Below are 16,276 nucleotides of genomic sequence, written 5' to 3'. Positions count from 1 at the left end.
AGGGCTAGACGCTCCGAAACTCAGGTGTTACATTCGGCCCCGCACTGGTTTCTCCTTTGCCCCCTGCTAGCCGTCGCCGACGCACTCCTTTTCGAATAAGTACGCGATCCTGTCGCCTTCTCTGCGGCGCGGCCTCATTAAGCCAAAAGCTTAATTTCCCCCCCTCCATAAATGATTACGTCATTCCTATATGAATCTGACTGAACTCAAGCAAAAGCCGATTACCGAACTGCTCGAATTGGCCGAACAGATGGGCATAGAAAATATGGCCCGTTCGCGCAAGCAGGACGTGATTTTCTCCCTGCTCAAAAAGCACGCTAAAAGCGGCGAGGAAATCTCCGGTGATGGCGTGCTGGAGATTCTCCAGGACGGCTTCGGCTTCCTCCGCTCCGCTGACGCTTCCTATCTTGCCGGCCCAGACGATATCTACGTCTCGCCGAGCCAGATTCGTCGTTTCAACTTGCGCACCGGTGACACCATCGTTGGCAAGATCCGCCCTCCGAAGGAAGGCGAGCGTTATTTCGCGCTGCTCAAGGTCGACACGATCAACTACGATCGTCCCGAGAACGCGAAAAACAAGATTCTCTTCGAGAACTTGACCCCGCTGTTCCCGACTGTGCGCATGAAGATGGAAGCCGGCAACGGTTCCACCGAAGACCTCACCGGTCGGGTCATCGACCTGTGCGCCCCGATCGGCAAAGGCCAGCGTGGTTTGATCGTCGCACCGCCGAAAGCCGGTAAGACCATCATGCTGCAGAACATCGCAGCCAACATCGCTCGTAACAATCCTGAAGTTCATCTGATCGTATTGCTGATCGACGAGCGTCCGGAAGAAGTAACCGAAATGCAGCGCACCGTGCGCGGCGAAGTGGTTGCCTCGACGTTCGATGAGCCGCCAACCCGCCACGTGCAGGTTGCCGAAATGGTGATCGAGAAGGCCAAGCGCCTGGTCGAACACAAGAAGGACGTGGTGATCCTGCTCGACTCCATCACCCGTCTGGCTCGCGCCTACAACACCGTGATCCCGAGCTCCGGCAAAGTACTCACCGGTGGTGTCGATGCCCACGCCCTGGAGAAACCGAAACGTTTCTTCGGCGCCGCGCGGAACATCGAGGAAGGCGGCTCGCTGACCATCATCGCCACCGCGCTGGTTGAAACCGGCTCGAAGATGGATGAAGTGATCTACGAGGAATTCAAAGGCACGGGCAACATGGAACTGCCGCTGGATCGTCGTATCGCGGAAAAACGCGTGTTCCCGGCCATCAACATCAACCGTTCCGGCACCCGCCGCGAAGAGTTGCTGACCGCCGATGACGAGTTGCAGCGCATGTGGATCCTGCGCAAGCTGCTGCACCCGATGGACGAGATCGCTGCCATCGAGTTCCTGGTCGACAAGCTGAAAACGACCAAGACCAACGATGAGTTCTTCCTGTCGATGAAACGCAAGTAAGTCGATAGTTCAGCAAAAGCCGGGGAAACCCGGCTTTTTGCTATCCGATTTTTGATCAATGGCAGTTCGTGGTTCTGAACAGCGGGGTTCGGCGCTAAACTGCCACCCCCGAACGCCACGGCCAAAACGAGGCTCACGCATGCAGTATCGCGACTTGCGCGACTTTATCAGCGGTCTGGAACAGCGCGGCGAGCTCAAGCGCATCCAGGTTCCGGTGTCCCCTGTGCTGGAAATGACCGAGGTGTGCGATCGCACCTTGCGCGCCAAGGGCCCCGCGCTGCTCTTCGAAAACCCGACGGGTTATGACATTCCGGTGCTCGGCAACCTGTTCGGCACACCAGAGCGCGTGGCGCTGGGCATGGGGGCAGAAGCCGTCAGCGAGTTGCGCGAGATCGGCAAGCTGCTGGCCTTCCTCAAGGAGCCCGAGCCGCCCAAAGGCCTGAAAGATGCCTGGTCCAAGCTGCCGATCTTCCGCAAGATCATCGCCATGGCACCGAAAGTGGTCAAAGACGCGGTCTGCCAGGAAGTGGTCATCGAAGGCGACGACGTCGACCTCGCGATGCTGCCAGTGCAGACCTGCTGGCCCGGCGACGTCGGCCCGCTGATTACCTGGGGCCTCACTGTCACCAAAGGTCCAAACAAGGATCGCCAGAACCTCGGCATCTACCGCCAGCAAGTGATCGGCCGCAACAAGGTCATCATGCGCTGGCTGAGCCACCGTGGCGGCGCGCTGGACTACCGCGAGTGGTGCGAGAAGCATCCCGGCCAGCCGTTCCCGGTGTCCGTGGCATTGGGCGCCGACCCTGCGACCATCCTGGGCGCGGTCACGCCGGTGCCGGACAGCTTGTCCGAATATGCCTTCGCCGGCCTGCTGCGAGGTAACCGAACCGAGCTGGTCAAATGCCGTGGCAACGATCTGCAGGTGCCGGCCACCGCCGAGATCATCCTTGAAGGCGTGATCCATCCGGGTGAGATGGCTGACGAAGGCCCGTACGGCGACCACACCGGGTATTACAACGAAGTCGACAGCTTCCCGGTGTTCACGGTCGAGCGCATCACTCATCGAATCAAGCCGATCTACCACAGCACCTACACCGGCCGTCCGCCGGATGAGCCGGCGATTCTCGGAGTGGCCCTGAACGAAGTGTTCGTGCCGATCCTGCAAAAGCAGTTCCCGGAGATCACCGACTTCTATCTGCCGCCCGAAGGCTGCTCGTACCGCATGGCCATCGTGACCATGAAGAAGTCCTATCCTGGTCATGCCAAGCGGGTAATGCTCGGTGTCTGGTCGTTTTTGCGACAGTTCATGTATACCAAGTTCGTTATTGTCACTGACGACGACATCAATGCGCGGGACTGGAATGACGTGATCTGGGCCATTACCACGCGCATGGATCCCAAGCGCGACACGGTGATGATCGATAACACGCCGATCGACTACCTCGACTTCGCTTCGCCGATTTCCGGCCTGGGTTCGAAGATGGGGCTCGATGCCACGCATAAATGGCCGGGTGAAACCACTCGCGAGTGGGGCCGGGTCATCGTCAAGGACGAAGCCGTGACTAAACGGGTCGATGCCATCTGGAATCAGTTAGGAATAGATTGATGCGTGTAACCTTGCAGCCTTCCGGAGCGGTGCTACAGATTCTGCCCGGCGAGCGGATTCTCGATGGGGCGCGGCGCCTGGGCTACGACTGCCCGCAAAGCTGTCGCAACGGCAACTGTCATGTGTGCGCCGCGCTGCTGGTGGAAGGCCGCGTCGAGCAGGGCGGCGATGTGCGTGATCACGGCGAGTTCTACACTTGCATTGCAGAGCCGCTGGAAGACTGCGTCGTGTTGTGGGATGGCGTGCTCTCCCTGGGAGAATTGCCGGTGCGCAGCATGGCGTGTCAGGTCATCGAGTGCCGGGACGTGGGTGGCGACACCTGGCGCGTCAGTCTGCGCGCGCCTGCCGGCAAGCCACCGCGCTATCACGCCGGGCAGTACCTGATGATCGAGCGGGAGAACGGTGAGAAGTCAGCGTTTTCCCTGGCCTCGGCACCTCATGCCGGACGCGACCTGCAAATCCACGTGCTGGCGCGCGAAAGCAGTGCGCTAAGCCTGATTGATCAGCTGCAACGCAATGCGATGGTGCGCATCGAAATGCCGTTCGGCGACACCCACCTTGCGCAATTGCCGGATGGTCCGCTGGTGCTGATCGCTGCCGGAACGGGCATGGGGCAGATCCATAGCCTGATCGAGCACTGTCGCGCCGCTGGCTTCAAGCATCCGGTCCACCTGTATTGGGGCGTACGTCGGCCTGAAGATTTCTATGAAATCGAGCACTGGGACGAATGGTTGAAGCTGCCCAATCTGTTCCTGCATAAGGTCGTCAGCGATCAGTGCGGCTGGGAAGGGCGCTGCGGCATGCTGCATGAAGCGGTCTGCGAGGACTTCCGCGATCTGAAGGCGCTGCATGTGTACGCCAGTGGCTCGCCAGCGATGGTCTACGGCACGCTGGACGCTCTGGTGGAAGCCGGGATGGATGCCCACCAGATGCGCGCGGATGTATTTGCGTATGCGCCGCGATCTTGATCCGCGATCTTGATCCGCGATCTTGGTCCTCGATCTTGATCCTCGATTTTGACCTCGCCTTTGTAGGAGCTGCCGCAGGCTGCGATCTTTTGACTTTGTCTTGAAAAATCAAAAGATCGCAGCCTGCGGCAGCTCCTACGGTTTTATCCTTATACCTTCCTATATAGCCGATCGGTATTTATAAAAAAATACAAATACCGGTAGGTTATAACTCACTTGGGCAATTATTAACTATTTGTGCCATGGCACTTAAATTGCCTTAAAACATATGTGCCTTATTGTTACAGCGGTGCGTTCTATTAAGTAATTCTTTACCCGCGGGGAGCTGAACGCTAATCGCCATGAGCGCCATAGAATCTGCTTTTTTGAATCTGGCTTACCCTCCGCGGCTCGATCTGGGGCCGCAGCTCACTCACGAACAATTGCTCAGCTCGATGCAGTCCACCATGGCGCGCCACAAGGGTGGCCCGGTCTGGCTGTTCGCTTACGGTTCACTGATCTGGCGGCCTGAGTGCCCGGCTGTAGAGCGAGTGCGCGGTCGGGTGCATGGCTATCATCGTGGTCTGTACCTCTGGTCTCACGAACATCGCGGCACGCCTGAAGTGCCTGGGCTGGTGTTCGGCCTGGATCGCGGCGGCTCCTGCAGCGGGTTCGCCTATCGCCTGCCTGAAGAACAGCTCGACGCTTCGCTGTATGCGCTGTGGCAGCGCGAAATGCCATTTCCGTCCTATCGCCCACACTGGCTCAACTGCCGTCTCGAAGACGGCAGTCAGGTTCAGGCGTTGGGGTTCGTGTTGGAGCGACACTTGCCCAGCTACGCCGGCAACTTGCCGGACCATGTGCTGAGCCAGGTGTTCGAAAGTGCTTGCGGGCGCTACGGCACCACTCGCGATTATGTCGAGCAGACCGCCCACGCCCTGCGTAGCCACGCCATGCCAGACCGGAATCTGGAGGCGCGGCTCAAGCGCTGCAAATCATCCGTTGATCAGGCGACCGCTTCGCGGGTCTGACTGGCGACTTGCTTGTGCCATAACGTCGGCGCCAGGAAGGCCATCGCCAGCAAGCACGCGCCGATTAATAACACGAAGCCGCCATCCCAGCCGAAGTGGTCAACGGTGTAGCCCATCGCCGCACTGGCCGCGACCGACCCACCCAGGTAACCAAACAGGCCAGTGAAGCCCGCTGCCGTACCAGCAGCCTTCTTCGGGGCCAGCTCCAGTGCCTGCAAGCCGATCAGCATAACCGGGCCATAGATCAGGAAGCCGATCGACACCAGCGCGATCATATCGACGGTTGGGTTGCCAGCCGGGTTCAGCCAGTACACCAGCGTCGCCACAGTCACCAGGGCCATGAACACCATGCCGGTCAGGCCACGGTTGCCGCGGAAGATCTTGTCCGACATCCAGCCGCACAACAGCGTGCCCGGGATACCCGCCCACTCGTAGAAGAAGTACGCCCACGACGTTTTATCCACGGTGAAGCCCTTGGCTTCCTTGAGGTAGGTCGGTGCCCAGTCCAGTACGCCGTAGCGCAGCAGGTAGACGAAGACGTTGGCCAAGGCGATGTACCAGAGCATTTTGTTGCGCAGCACGTATTTGACGAAGATTTCCTTGGCGCTGAATTCCTCTTCGTGACTGGCGTCGTAGCCTTCCGGGTAATCGTTCTTGTACTTCTCGATGGGCGGCAGGCCAACCGATTGCGGGGTATCACGCATGGTGGCGAAGGCAAACACCGCGACAGCCAGGGCTACGGCTGCCGGCACATAGAATGCGGCATGCCAGTCATTGAACAGGCCCATGCCCAGCAGGAACAGCGGGCCGATCAAGCCACCGCCGACGTTGTGCGCGACGTTCCACAGCGACACCACGCCACCGCGTTCCTTTTGCGACCACCAGTGCACCATCGTCCGGCCGCTTGGCGGCCAACCCATGCCCTGGGCCCAGCCGTTGATGAACAGCAGGATGAACATGATGGTCACGCTCGAGGTAGCCCATGGCGCGAAACCGAAGATGAACATCACCCCGGCGGAAACCAGCAGGCCGAACGGCAGGAAGAAACGTGGGTTCGAGCGATCGGAAACGATGCCCATGAGGAACTTCGACAAACCGTAGGCAATGGCAATGGCAGACAGCGCCAGGCCCAGCTCACCGCGGGTATAGCCCTCTTCGATCAGATAAGGCATGGCCAGGGAGAAGTTTTTGCGCAGCAGGTAGTAACCGGCATAACCGATGAAAATCCCGGCGAAGATCTGCCAGCGATGACGTCGGTAGGTACTGTCTATTTTGTCGTCAGGCAATGGAGCCTGATGTGCGGCAGGACGAAAGAAAGCAAACATTCAAGAGCTCCAGATTCTTGTTTTGACTGCGGATGCGAATGTTACAGTTTCGTTACCGAAAATAGCACCGCTTCTCATTGACCAAACAGCGGAAATTTTCCAGATTGCATGTTCTTTTACGAACATGTCGCTCAGACGTAAGTGAAGGACGTTGTAGGAAAAAGTACCGTGGCCTCATTCAGGCACTCGGGCGCCCGTTTTATGGGTGTTTTATGGGAAGCGTCCTTCGTTAGTACCGGAAGTCATCACGTTCTTTTACCGGCTTTGGGTCCGTAACCTATGCAGGAAGCAGTTTGCGAATTGAGTCATGGAGGAGGGGTTATGCGGTGGATTTCATTTTTGCTGTTGTTGGTGGTTTCGCTTGATGCGCGTGCGGGGGTGATCTTGATACCCGAGGATAATCCGAAACCGGCGTATCCCCGGCACCTCCAACGTGCCGGAATCACCGGTAACGTGCGTATCTCATTCGTGGTGAGTGCAAACGGCTCGGTCGAAAGGGTCGAGGTTCTCGAATCGGACCACCCGGACATGGCCGAGGCTGCCACGGTGGCCATAGCAAAGTGGCGGTTCAAACCGTGGGTGGCCGGGGGGGATTTACCTGCCGAGCAGGGCGTCATAGCGCCATTAGTGTTTCGTCTGGATCTGGATTCGCCGATTCACACTAACCAATGGCTCCGGAAGCTCAAATGCCGGGACGTGAACGAAGAATTGCGCTACACACCGGAATACGCGTGGATCGATTCCACGCCGTTTCATTACACCAGGTCATATTTGTCGAACGTCTTTCATACCACCCAGTTGCCGGATGAGCAGCGCCTGGAGTGGATCGCCAAGCTGAACAGGAAGGTGCCGATCATCGTTCGGCAATGTCGGTCCAGTCCGGTGAACAAGTACATGGACCTCCTGCCGACTGAGATTCGCAATCTGCTATGAGGAGGCGATCTGGACGGATTCCATCCCGGCCAGATCTGCACAGCTTTAGCGAACCTGCACGACCACCTTGCCGACCGCCTTGCGCTGTCCAAGGTCGTTGATCGCCTGCGCCGCATCGCTCAGCGGGTACACCTGGGACACCAGCGGCTTCAACTTGCCTTCGGCAAACCAGCCAAACAGCTGCTGGAAGTTCGCCGCATTATCCTGCGGTTGGCGTTGGGCAAAAGAGCCCCAGAACACCCCGACCACCGCTGCGCCCTTGAGCAGCGCCAGGTTCACCGGCAGCTCCGGAATGCGCCCACTGGCAAAACCGACTACCAGCAGCCGGCCGTTCCAGGCGATGGCGCGGATGGCCTGGTCGAACAAGTCACCGCCGACCGGGTCGTAGATCACGTCGGCACCCTGGCCATCGGTGAGGCGTTTGATTTCATCCTTGAGGCTGGTTTCGCTGTAGTTGATCAGTTCATCAGCGCCTGCGGCCTTGGCCACGGCGAGTTTTTCCGCGCTGCTGGCGGCGGCGATCACCCGGGCGCCCATGGCTTTGCCGATTTCTACCGCAGCCAGGCCGACTCCGCCGGAGGCGCCCAGCACCAGCAAGGTTTCACCTGGCTGCAGGTTGCCCCGTTGTTTGAGTGCATGCATCGAAGTGCCGTAAGTCATGCTGAAGGCAGCGGCGGTGTTGAAGTCCATCGACGGCGGGATCGGCAACACGTTATAGCCTGGCACCGCCACTTGTTCGGCGAAACTGCCCCAACCGGTCAGCGCCATGACGCGATCACCGACTTTCAGGTGGCTGACTTTTTCGCCCACCGCACTCACCACGCCCGCCGCCTCTCCACCTGGGGAAAACGGGAAGGGTGGCTTGAACTGGTATTTGCCCTCGATGATCAGCGTGTCGGGGAAATTGACCCCGGCGGCGTGCACGTCCAGCAGGATTTCATTCTTCTTCGCGACAGGACTGGCGACTTCTTCCAGCACCAGCGATTCGGCAGGGCCGAAGGCTTTGCACAGCACGGCTTTCATCAGGGCTATTCCTTTGGGAGTGATGGCCGATAAGTGTAGGTGTGTGAGTCAACGGGTCAACGAGCATGCCTCGCCCTGATAGTCAGCCATAAGCTTGTGCTGGCGCAGTGGGTCGTTATGCTAGGCCGCAAACCGGATAAGGAGCGAATTGTGAAAGCGTGGACCGTATTGATGCTGGCCCTGGTTCTGCCCGTGGCAGCGATGGCCGAAGAAGCCAAGGAAGAAGCAGCGCCGAAGGTCAACTACATCACCCTGACCCCGCCTTTCGTGGGCAACTACGGGTTGGACGGCACCCCAAAACTCAAGGTCTACAAGGCGGATGTGGCCTTGCGTGTGACCGGGGACGAGGCGACCAAGCTGGTAAAGGCCAATGAACCGTTGATTCGCAATCAGCTGGTAGCTTTGTTTGCGCAGCAGACCACCGAGGCGATGAACAATGTGGAAGCCAAGGAGAAGTTGCGCCAGGAAGCCTTGAAGCAAACCCAGCAGATCATGAATGACGAGACGGGCAAGCCGGTGGTTGAGGATCTGTTGTTCAACAACCTGATCATCCAATAGGGTAATTGTTGTCTGGGCTGGCCTCATCGCGAGCAGGCTCACTCCTACAGGGTATGCAGATCAGATGTAGGAGTGAGCCTGCTCGCGATAGCGCACTCAAGATCGCGCTCTTACAAAAGTGCAAGCACCGCCGCCCACTGCTCCGGTGTAACCGGCATCACCGACAACCTCGAACCCTTCTGCACCAGCGGCATCTCTGCCAACGCCGTCTGCTGCTTCAGATAATCGAGTTTCAACACCCGGGCAAACGTCTCGACATGCTCGACATCAATTGCACTCCAGGCATTCTTTTCAGGCGTTGCCTTCGGATCGTAATAATGGCTTTCCGGCTCCAGCGCCGTAGGGTCCGGATACGCCGCCTCAACGATCTTGCCTATCCCGGCAATCCCCGGTTCGGGGCAGCTGGAGTGATAGAAGAAAAACTCGTCGCCCACCGCCATGGTCCGCAGAAAGTTGCGCGCCTGATAGTTGCGAACCCCGTCCCAGCGCGCTTTGCCAAGCTTTGCCAGGTCCTTGATGGAAAGCTCGTCGGGCTCGGATTTCATCAGCCAATAGGCCATGGTTTTTGCTCCTTGCGAAGTGAGTGGGCAAGTTGTCGGGCAATTGTATGACAAACCGACAGTCGGTTGACGCCAGCGTTTGCGTGTAGGGTCGCGTTGTCGCAAAATGCCGGCCTTCTTAGCTTGACGCTGCTGCACGGCCTACAACGGAAACCGCTGCTGTCATCGTGTTCATGTGCCTTTGGGGGGCAATCGATGAAACGCAAACCGGATTTACTATGGATATTGGTTATTTTGTTCGGCCTCGGCGTCGTGACCACCGGTTATGCCCAAAGTCTGTGGAGCAACAAGACTGACGCTCCCATCGAGCTGACCCAGCAGCAACAGCCGTCAGCCTTCAAGCGCTAAACCAGCTGTGCACTTCGACGCCGCTGAATCCGGTGGCGTCTACCCTGCGAAATACCAAGCCTTGTCCGTCACCGTTCCCTGCAACGGTACATCCCAGCTCGCTTGAGCCAGTCGCTCGACTTTCTGACATTCATGGGCCAGCCCCAGCAACGTCGGCTTGCGCCAGTTTTTGCGGCGCGCCAGGTAGGCCAGGCTCCTATCATAAAACCCGGCACCCATGCCCAGGCGTCCACCGACGTCGTCAAACCCTACCAATGGCAGCAGGACCAGATCCAGCGTCCAGACTTTGCGTTGCAACGCGAGGTTGGGTCGCGGCTCCAGGATGCGAAAACGGTTGGGCTTGAGCTTTTCGCCGGGGCGAATTTGCTGGAACACCATCCGCGTGCGCGGCCAGGCACTGAGCACTGGCAGATAAGTCACCTTGCCTCGACGCTGGGCCGCACGCAGCAGCAAGCGCGGATCGATTTCACCGTCAGTGGGCAGGTACAAAGAGATATGTTTGGCGCGGCGAAACAGCGGGTGCTGGGCCAATTGGGTGTACAGCCCGCGAGCGGCCTGACGCTGTTGACTCGGGGTCAGTGCACGGCGGGCCTTGCGCAGCATGCGTCGAAGTTGCGGGCGGGGCAGCAGCGCAGGTTCGGTCATGGATTTGTGCTTTCGGCAGTACGGGTGACTAAAGCGTACCCGTAAAAAAGCCGATGCCGGTAATGAAACCGGCATCGGACTGGAATCAGGCTCCCCGGATGAACCGCTGCTGACTTAGCCCTTGAACCCGAAAGTTCAAGGTGGAAGATGCAGTAGGCTTTAAGGCTTTCCGTCTAGCGGACATGCACACCAGCCCAACGTGCAACCTCCAGGGTAGTGCGAATCGGCTCAGGGACGTGGTCAACTGGCAAGCACCCCAGGGAGTGATGCGAGTATACCCCAAGCGGTCGCATGAATCAGCCCTTGGTGACGTCCGGATCGGTAGCGAGCACCAGATCGACGCGATCCAGCAGGTCGCGAACCTGCTCGCGGGTCGAGCCGCTGGCCTGCACATCCGGGCGTTCTTCCTTATGCAGCAGGTCGTGCGTAATGTTCAGCGCGGCCATTACGGCAATACGATCGGCGCCGATGACTTTGCCGCTGCTGCGGATCTCGCGCATCTTGCCGTCCAGGTAGCGAGCGGCGCTCACCAGGTTGCTGCGCTCTTCCTGGGGGCAAATGATCGAATATTCTTTATCGAGGATCTGCACGGTAACGCTATTGCTTGAACTCATGAGTCTTGCTCCAGGGCCTTGAGGCGCGAAATCATCGATTCGACCTTACGCCGGGCGATTTCATTTTTTTCAATGAGGTGCGCGCGTTCCTCGCGCCAGGTCTTTTCCTGAGCTAATAGGAGTCCGTTTTGGCTCTTTAGTTGCTCGACCCGGTCAATTAACAACTCGAGTCTCGCCATCAGCGCTTGCAGGTCGGTGTCTTCCATTGGGTCCACTGAAAATGTCTGATGGTGTTTATTACTGTAGGAGCGAGCCTGCTGGCGATGGACGTCATCGCGAGCAAGCTCGCTCCTACAGAGGAGTCGATGTAGGATACAAGGCCTTCATTCTAGACATAGCGCCGTCTGGCGCCTAGCTGCCCATGCCCATTCAGAATTCCCCGTACCAAGCCTTTGCCACCCTGCTGACTTCCAGCGGTCATAATGTCTCGCCCGCCGAACTGCACGGGCTGTTGCTCGGTCGCAGTTGCGCCGGTGCCGGCTTCAATGCCGACGAGTGGCTGATCGATGCCGCCGAATTGCTGGAAAGCGAGCCTCAAGACAACGTCCGCAATGCTTTGATCGGCTTGCAGGAAATGGTCAAGGGCGAGCTCACCGGCGACGACGTCACCGTCGTTCTGCTGCTGCCAACCGACGACGAGCCTCTGGCGGACCGCGCCGCCGCACTGGGCCAATGGTGCCAGGGTTTCCTCAGCGGTTTTGGCTTGAACTGCCGTGACAGCAGCATGCTGAGCGCCGAAGCCACTGAAGTGTTACAGGATCTGGCGGCCATTTCCCAAGTGCAAGATGCCCTGGAAGAGTCCGACGACGGCGAAAGCGACTATATGGAAGTGATGGAGTACCTGCGCGTAGCACCACTGCTGCTGTTCTCCGAAACCAAAAAGCCGGATGCGCCGGCCGCCGCCAAGCCGTCACTGCATTAATCGTTTGCCAGGGAAAGCCATCTGCCCATGATTCATATCCCGAAATCGGAATACAGCCGTCGCCGCAAGGCCCTGATGGCGCAGATGGAGCCCAACAGTATTGCCATCTTGCCCGCGGCAGCGGTGGCCATCCGCAACCGTGACGTCGAGCATGTCTACCGCCAGGACAGCGACTTCCAGTACCTCAGCGGTTTTCCCGAACCCCAGGCCGTGCTGGTGCTGATGCCGGGGCGTCTGCATGGCGAATACATCCTCTTCTGCCGCGAGCGCAATGCCGAGCGCGAGCTGTGGGACGGCCTGCGCGCCGGCCAGGAAGGAGCGCTTCGCGAGTACGGTGCCGATGATGCGTTTCCCATCACCGACATCGACGACATCCTGCCGGGCCTGATTGAAGGGCGCGATCGGGTGTATTCGGCCATGGGCAGCAACCCGGAATTCGATCGGCACCTGATGGACTGGATCAACGTGATCCGCTCCAAGGCCCATCTGGGCGCCCAGCCGCCGAACGAATACGTTGCCCTGGATCATCTGCTGCACGACATGCGCCTGTATAAATCGGCTGCAGAAGTGAAAGTAATGCGCGAGGCTGCGCGGATTTCCGCCCAGGCGCATATCCGTGCAATGCAGGCCAGTCGCCCCGGGTTGTACGAGTTCAGCCTGGAAGCCGAGCTGGACTACGAATTCCGCAAAGGTGGAGCGAAGATGCCGGCTTACGGCTCGATCGTCGCCGCCGGGTGCAACACCTGCATCCTGCATTACCAGCAGAACGACGCGCTGCTCAAGGACGGCGATTTGGTGCTGATCGACGCCGGTTGCGAAATTGACTGCTACGCCAGCGACATCACCCGCACCTGGCCGGTAAACGGCAAGTATTCTGCCGAACAGAAGGCAATTTACGAGTTGGTGCTGGCCTCCCAGGAAGCCGCATTTGCCGAAATCGCCCCGAACAAACACTGGAACCAGGCTCACGAAGCGACGGTCCGGGTGATTACTTCTGGCCTGGTGGAGCTGGGGCTGCTGCAGGGCGACGTCGATGAGCTGATTGCCAGCGAAGCCTACAAGGCCTTCTACATGCATCGTGCCGGGCACTGGCTGGGCATGGATGTGCATGATGTCGGCGAGTACAAAGTAGGCGGTGAGTGGCGGGTGCTGGAAGTCGGCATGGCACTGACCGTGGAGCCTGGCATCTACATTGCTGCGGACAATCAGAAAGTTGCGAAAAAATGGCGCGGCATTGGCGTGCGCATCGAGGACGACGTGGTAGTGACCAAGACCGGTTGTGAAATCCTGACCAAAGGCGTGCCGAAAACGGTGGCCGAGATCGAGGCCTTGATGGCCGCTGCACGGGCACACGCGGCATGAGTCGAGCAAACCTGGCAATTATCGGCGGTGGCCTGGTTGGCGCCAGTCTCGCCTTGGCGTTGCAGGCCGGGGCCAAGGCCCGTGGCTGGAAGATTGTGCTGATCGAGCCCTTCGCGCCTGGCGATACCTACCAGCCAAGCTACGATGCGCGGTCTTCGGCACTGTCCTACGGCGCCCGACAGATCTATCAACGGCTGGGCGTGTGGCAGGAAATTACCCGCCGCGCCGAGCCGATCAAGCAGATTCACGTCTCTGACCGGGGCCGCTTCTCTACCGCGCGCCTGTCGGCGATGGAGGAGGGCGTGCCGGCGCTGGGTTACGTGGTGGAAAATGCCTGGCTCGGGCAGTGCCTGTGGCAAGCGCTGGACAAGGACGTGATCACTTGGCGTTGCCCGGCGGAAGTGACCCGCATGGAGCCGCTCACCGATGGCTATCGCCTGACGCTCAACGATGAAACCACCCTGGAATGCGACCTCGCCGTGCTGGCTGATGGCGGTCGCTCCGGGCTGCGCGAGCAATTGGGCGTCGGCATCCGCAAGCGCCCGTACAACCAGAGTGCGCTGATTGCCAACATCACCCCGAGTGAGGCCCATAACGGAGTGGCCTTCGAACGGTTTACCGACGACGGCCCGATGGCCTTGCTGCCATTGCCGGACAACCGCTGTGCACTGGTCTGGACTCGTCTGGGCATGGATGCGCAGCGCCTGGCGGCACTGGACGACCGCGCGTTCCTCAGTGAGCTGCAGGGTGTCTTCGGTTATCGCCTCGGCACGCTGAAGCAAGTGGGAGCCAGGCATCTCTATCCTTTGACGCTGATCGAAGCCGAGGAACAGGTCCGTCCGCACCTGGCGATCCTCGGTAATGCGGCCCATAGCCTGCACCCGATTGCCGGTCAGGGTTTCAATCTGTCGTTGCGCGATGCCCAGGCGCTGGCCGATGCGCTGCTGGCGAGCGCTGCCGGCCCCGGCGATTTCGCTACCCTGCAGGCATACCGCGAGCGTCAGCGCCTGGATCAGAACCTGACGGTCGGTTTCTCGGATCAGGTCACTCGGCTCTTCGGCAGCACCCAGCCGCTGGTTTCCCTGGGGCGCAACCTTGGCCTGCTGGGCCTGGACCTGCTGCCGCCGGCCAAGCGCTGGTTCGCCCGGCAGGCCATGGGCCTGGGTACCCGACCCGATGCTTAACTGGCTGAGCAAAAAATTTGGCAAGGCACGGCTGATGCGCTGGGCGATGACCCTCTACCCGCCGTATCTCGGTGCTGGAGTTCGAGTGCAGCACATCAGCGACGACTTCCGTGACGTGCGGGTGCGCATGGGGCTGGGCTGGTACAACCGCAATTATGTCGGTACCCAATTTGGTGGCAGCCTGTATTCGATGGTGGACCCATTCTTCATGTTGATGCTGATGGAGAACCTCGGTCACCGGTACATCGTCTGGGACAAGGCCGCTGATATCGATTTCATCGCGCCCGGCAAAGGCCCGGTATTCGCCCGCTTCACTATTGACGATACCTTGCTCGACGAGATCCGCCGGCAGACGGCCGATGGCAAAAAGTACCTGCCGCAGTTGCAGGTCGATATTCATGACGGCGCTGGCCAGTTGGTGGCGCGTGTCGGCAAAACCCTTTACGTGCGGCTCAAGCCGCAAGCGAGACAGGCATAAGCATGGAAATGCGCGCAGATCTGCTGATTGTCGGCGCCGGAATGGTCGGCAGTGCCCTGGCGCTGGCGTTACAGGACAGCGGGCTGGAAGTGCTGCTGCTGGACGGCAGCCCCATGAGCGTCAAACCCTTCGACCACCAGGCGCCGTTCGAGCCGCGAGTGAGCGCCTTGTCGGCTGCCAGCCAGCGAATCCTCGAACGCCTGGGCGTGTGGGATGGCATTGCCAGCCGGCGCACCAGTCCGTACACCGACATGCACGTGTGGGACGGCAGTGGCACCGGGCAGATTCATTTCTCGGCGGCCAGTGTGCATGCCGAAGTGCTTGGGCACATCGTCGAAAACCGTGTGGTCCAGGATGCCTTGCTCGATCGCTTGCACGACTGTGACCTCGGGCTGCTGGCCAACGCGCGCCTGGAGCAGATGCGGCGTTCCGGGGAAGACTGGCTTCTGACCCTGGCCGACGGTCGTACGTTGCGCGCGCCACTGGTGATCGCTGCCGATGGCGCCAATTCGGCGGTGCGACGTCTGACCGGCGTGGCGACTCGCGAATGGGATTACCTGCATCACGCGATCGTCACCAGCGTGCGCAGCTCGAATTCACATCAGATGACCGCCTGGCAACGTTTCACTGATCACGGCCCGTTGGCCTTCCTGCCGTTGGAGCGGGACGGTGAGCAGGATTGGTGCTCGATCGTCTGGTCGACCACGCCGAGCGAAGCCGAACGTCTGATGGCGCTGGACGAAGAGGATTTCTGTCGCGAACTGGAGCGAGCATTCGAAGGTCGCCTGGGCACGGTACTTGGCGCTGATCCGCGAGTGTGCGTGCCGTTGCGTCAGCGTCATGCCAAGCGTTATGTCGCAGAAGGCCTGGCCTTGATCGGCGATGCAGCCCATACCATTCACCCGCTGGCCGGGCAGGGCGTGAACCTGGGGTTCCTCGACGCGGCGGTGCTGGCCGAGGTACTGCTGCAAGCCCTGGAACGCGGCGAGCGCCTGGCGGACCCGAAAGTGCTGAGCCGCTACGAGCGACGGCGCATGCCGCACAACCTGGCGCTGATGGCGGCGATGGAAGGTTTTGAGCGACTGTTCCAGGCCGACCCGCTGCCGGTGCGCTGGTTGCGCAATGCCGGGTTGAAGCTGGTGGATCAGATGCCCGAGGCAAAGGCGCTGTTCGTGCGCGAGGCGCTGGGGTTGACTGGGGATTTGCCGGCGCTGGCCAAAGCCTGACATTTTCGTTGGGGCTGATTGCCTCTTCGCGAGCAAGCCCGCTCCCACAGGGTATGTGGTGTTA

At 59.8% G+C, this 16,276-nt stretch carries 18 protein-coding genes and 1 other RNA gene; 12 read left to right on the top strand and 7 right to left on the bottom strand.

Annotation, left to right across the window (positions count from 1 at the left end; all coding sequences use genetic code 11):
- Positions 1-190: 190 nt before the first annotated feature.
- The 4 genes from rho to ORL50_RS01720 all read left to right on the top strand — a co-directional run bounded on the left by rho (position 191) and on the right by ORL50_RS01720 (position 5,034).
- Positions 191-1,450, top strand: coding sequence for a transcription termination factor Rho (gene rho, locus ORL50_RS01735; RefSeq protein WP_007942421.1), 1,260 nt, complete (start codon positions 191-193; stop codon positions 1,448-1,450).
- A 139-nt stretch (positions 1,451-1,589) separates the two neighbouring features.
- Positions 1,590-3,056: a 4-hydroxy-3-polyprenylbenzoate decarboxylase gene (gene ubiD, locus ORL50_RS01730; RefSeq protein ID WP_266009490.1), complete on the top strand. Its 1,467-nt coding sequence runs from the start codon at positions 1,590-1,592 to the stop codon at positions 3,054-3,056.
- The gene (locus ORL50_RS01725) at positions 3,056-4,024 is read left to right on the top strand and encodes a CDP-6-deoxy-delta-3,4-glucoseen reductase (RefSeq protein WP_266009489.1); all 969 of its coding nucleotides are present in this window, start codon (positions 3,056-3,058) and stop codon (positions 4,022-4,024) included. The genes ubiD and ORL50_RS01725 overlap by 1 nt, the downstream gene beginning before the upstream one ends.
- A 341-nt stretch (positions 4,025-4,365) precedes the next feature.
- Positions 4,366-5,034: a gamma-glutamylcyclotransferase gene (locus ORL50_RS01720; protein WP_266009488.1), complete on the top strand. Its 669-nt coding sequence runs from the start codon at positions 4,366-4,368 to the stop codon at positions 5,032-5,034.
- Here ORL50_RS01720 and glpT read toward each other — a convergent pair.
- The gene (glpT, locus tag ORL50_RS01715) at positions 5,010-6,359 is read right to left on the bottom strand and encodes a glycerol-3-phosphate transporter (RefSeq protein ID WP_266009487.1); all 1,350 of its coding nucleotides are present in this window, start codon (positions 6,357-6,359) and stop codon (positions 5,010-5,012) included. The genes ORL50_RS01720 and glpT overlap by 25 nt on opposite strands.
- A 321-nt stretch (positions 6,360-6,680) precedes the next feature.
- Between glpT and ORL50_RS01710 the strand changes: the two genes are divergently transcribed.
- Positions 6,681-7,292: an energy transducer TonB gene (locus ORL50_RS01710; RefSeq protein ID WP_266009486.1), complete on the top strand. Its 612-nt coding sequence runs from the start codon at positions 6,681-6,683 to the stop codon at positions 7,290-7,292.
- A gap of 45 nt (positions 7,293-7,337) precedes the next feature.
- Here the strand turns inward: ORL50_RS01710 and ORL50_RS01705 are convergent, their stop codons facing one another.
- A complete protein-coding gene (locus ORL50_RS01705) occupies positions 7,338-8,315 on the bottom strand; it encodes an NADPH:quinone oxidoreductase family protein (RefSeq protein ID WP_266009485.1) in 978 nt (325 codons plus the stop codon).
- 150 nt (positions 8,316-8,465) lie between these two features.
- On the opposite strand from ORL50_RS01705, the gene ORL50_RS01700 reads away from it, so the two are divergent.
- Positions 8,466-8,873, top strand: a complete 408-nt coding sequence (locus ORL50_RS01700; protein WP_266009484.1) for a flagellar basal body-associated protein FliL — start codon at positions 8,466-8,468, stop codon at positions 8,871-8,873.
- A gap of 110 nt (positions 8,874-8,983) precedes the next feature.
- On the opposite strand, the gene ORL50_RS01695 is transcribed toward ORL50_RS01700, so the two are convergent.
- Entirely contained in the window at positions 8,984-9,433 is a 450-nt protein-coding gene (locus ORL50_RS01695) for an EVE domain-containing protein (RefSeq protein WP_266009483.1), read from the bottom strand.
- Between the two features lie 195 nt (positions 9,434-9,628).
- On the opposite strand from ORL50_RS01695, the gene ORL50_RS01690 reads away from it, so the two are divergent.
- Positions 9,629-9,781 (top strand): hypothetical protein, encoded by a 153-nt coding sequence (locus tag ORL50_RS01690; protein ID WP_266009482.1) that lies wholly within the window; start codon positions 9,629-9,631, stop codon positions 9,779-9,781.
- A 39-nt stretch (positions 9,782-9,820) separates the two neighbouring features.
- Here the strand turns inward: ORL50_RS01690 and ORL50_RS01685 are convergent, their stop codons facing one another.
- The 4 genes from ORL50_RS01685 to ORL50_RS01670 all read right to left on the bottom strand — a co-directional run bounded on the left by ORL50_RS01685 (position 9,821) and on the right by ORL50_RS01670 (position 11,246).
- Complete coding sequence (locus ORL50_RS01685; RefSeq protein ID WP_266009481.1) at positions 9,821-10,426, bottom strand: 5-formyltetrahydrofolate cyclo-ligase; 606 nt, start codon at positions 10,424-10,426, stop codon at positions 9,821-9,823.
- A gap of 87 nt (positions 10,427-10,513) precedes the next feature.
- Positions 10,514-10,692: non-coding RNA, 6S RNA (ssrS, locus tag ORL50_RS01680), on the bottom strand.
- Positions 10,693-10,722: 30 nt separating this feature from the next.
- A complete protein-coding gene (locus ORL50_RS01675) occupies positions 10,723-11,040 on the bottom strand; it encodes a cell division protein ZapA (RefSeq protein WP_007942435.1) in 318 nt (105 codons plus the stop codon).
- The gene (locus ORL50_RS01670; RefSeq protein WP_003177365.1) at positions 11,037-11,246 is read right to left on the bottom strand and encodes a TIGR02449 family protein; all 210 of its coding nucleotides are present in this window, start codon (positions 11,244-11,246) and stop codon (positions 11,037-11,039) included. Before ORL50_RS01670 ends, ORL50_RS01675 begins: the two co-directional genes overlap by 4 nt.
- A gap of 155 nt (positions 11,247-11,401) precedes the next feature.
- Between ORL50_RS01670 and ORL50_RS01665 the strand changes: the two genes are divergently transcribed.
- The 5 genes from ORL50_RS01665 to ORL50_RS01645 are packed head-to-tail and all read left to right on the top strand — an operon-like array spanning position 11,402 to position 16,212.
- Entirely contained in the window at positions 11,402-11,962 is a 561-nt protein-coding gene (locus tag ORL50_RS01665; protein WP_266009476.1) for a YecA/YgfB family protein, read from the top strand.
- A gap of 27 nt (positions 11,963-11,989) precedes the next feature.
- Complete coding sequence (pepP, locus tag ORL50_RS01660; RefSeq protein WP_266009474.1) at positions 11,990-13,324, top strand: Xaa-Pro aminopeptidase; 1,335 nt, start codon at positions 11,990-11,992, stop codon at positions 13,322-13,324.
- Entirely contained in the window at positions 13,321-14,508 is a 1,188-nt protein-coding gene (ubiH, locus tag ORL50_RS01655) for a 2-octaprenyl-6-methoxyphenyl hydroxylase (protein ID WP_266009473.1), read from the top strand. Before pepP ends, ubiH begins: the two co-directional genes overlap by 4 nt.
- On the top strand, positions 14,501-14,986 hold the full coding sequence (locus ORL50_RS01650) for a DUF4442 domain-containing protein (RefSeq protein ID WP_266009472.1): 486 nt from the start codon (positions 14,501-14,503) through the stop codon (positions 14,984-14,986). The genes ubiH and ORL50_RS01650 overlap by 8 nt, the downstream gene beginning before the upstream one ends.
- A gap of 8 nt (positions 14,987-14,994) precedes the next feature.
- A complete protein-coding gene (locus ORL50_RS01645) occupies positions 14,995-16,212 on the top strand; it encodes a 2-octaprenyl-3-methyl-6-methoxy-1,4-benzoquinol hydroxylase (protein WP_266009693.1) in 1,218 nt (405 codons plus the stop codon).
- Positions 16,213-16,276 lie beyond the last annotated feature (64 nt).

The sequence above is a fragment of the Pseudomonas sp. RIT-562 genome (assembly GCF_026241895.1).
In the GTDB taxonomy this organism is placed as follows: domain Bacteria; phylum Pseudomonadota; class Gammaproteobacteria; order Pseudomonadales; family Pseudomonadaceae; genus Aquipseudomonas; species Aquipseudomonas mandelii_F.
Note: the sequence above shows the minus strand (reverse complement) of the source record. Positions and strands in the feature narration are given on the sequence as shown.

Bases quoted from the DNA above. Each gene is read 5' to 3' on its own strand.
- rho (WP_007942421.1), top strand. From the start codon at position 191: ATGAATCTGACTGAACTCAAGCAAAAGCCGATTACCGAACTGCTCGAA.
- ORL50_RS01650 (WP_266009472.1), top strand. From the start codon at position 14,501: ATGCTTAACTGGCTGAGCAAAAAATTTGGCAAGGCACGGCTGATGCGC.
- ORL50_RS01725 (WP_266009489.1), top strand. From the start codon at position 3,056: ATGCGTGTAACCTTGCAGCCTTCCGGAGCGGTGCTACAGATTCTGCCC.
- ORL50_RS01695 (WP_266009483.1), bottom strand. From the start codon at position 9,433: ATGGCCTATTGGCTGATGAAATCCGAGCCCGACGAGCTTTCCATCAAG.
- ubiD (WP_266009490.1), top strand. From the start codon at position 1,590: ATGCAGTATCGCGACTTGCGCGACTTTATCAGCGGTCTGGAACAGCGC.
- ubiH (WP_266009473.1), top strand. From the start codon at position 13,321: ATGAGTCGAGCAAACCTGGCAATTATCGGCGGTGGCCTGGTTGGCGCC.
- ORL50_RS01685 (WP_266009481.1), bottom strand. From the start codon at position 10,426: ATGACCGAACCTGCGCTGCTGCCCCGCCCGCAACTTCGACGCATGCTG.
- ORL50_RS01690 (WP_266009482.1), top strand. From the start codon at position 9,629: ATGAAACGCAAACCGGATTTACTATGGATATTGGTTATTTTGTTCGGC.
- ORL50_RS01705 (WP_266009485.1), bottom strand. From the start codon at position 8,315: ATGAAAGCCGTGCTGTGCAAAGCCTTCGGCCCTGCCGAATCGCTGGTG.
- ORL50_RS01710 (WP_266009486.1), top strand. From the start codon at position 6,681: ATGCGGTGGATTTCATTTTTGCTGTTGTTGGTGGTTTCGCTTGATGCG.
- ORL50_RS01645 (WP_266009693.1), top strand. From the start codon at position 14,995: ATGCGCGCAGATCTGCTGATTGTCGGCGCCGGAATGGTCGGCAGTGCC.
- ORL50_RS01670 (WP_003177365.1), bottom strand. From the start codon at position 11,246: ATGGAAGACACCGACCTGCAAGCGCTGATGGCGAGACTCGAGTTGTTA.
- pepP (WP_266009474.1), top strand. From the start codon at position 11,990: ATGATTCATATCCCGAAATCGGAATACAGCCGTCGCCGCAAGGCCCTG.
- ORL50_RS01720 (WP_266009488.1), top strand. From the start codon at position 4,366: ATGAGCGCCATAGAATCTGCTTTTTTGAATCTGGCTTACCCTCCGCGG.
- ORL50_RS01675 (WP_007942435.1), bottom strand. From the start codon at position 11,040: ATGAGTTCAAGCAATAGCGTTACCGTGCAGATCCTCGATAAAGAATAT.
- ORL50_RS01665 (WP_266009476.1), top strand. From the start codon at position 11,402: ATGCCCATTCAGAATTCCCCGTACCAAGCCTTTGCCACCCTGCTGACT.
- glpT (WP_266009487.1), bottom strand. From the start codon at position 6,359: ATGTTTGCTTTCTTTCGTCCTGCCGCACATCAGGCTCCATTGCCTGAC.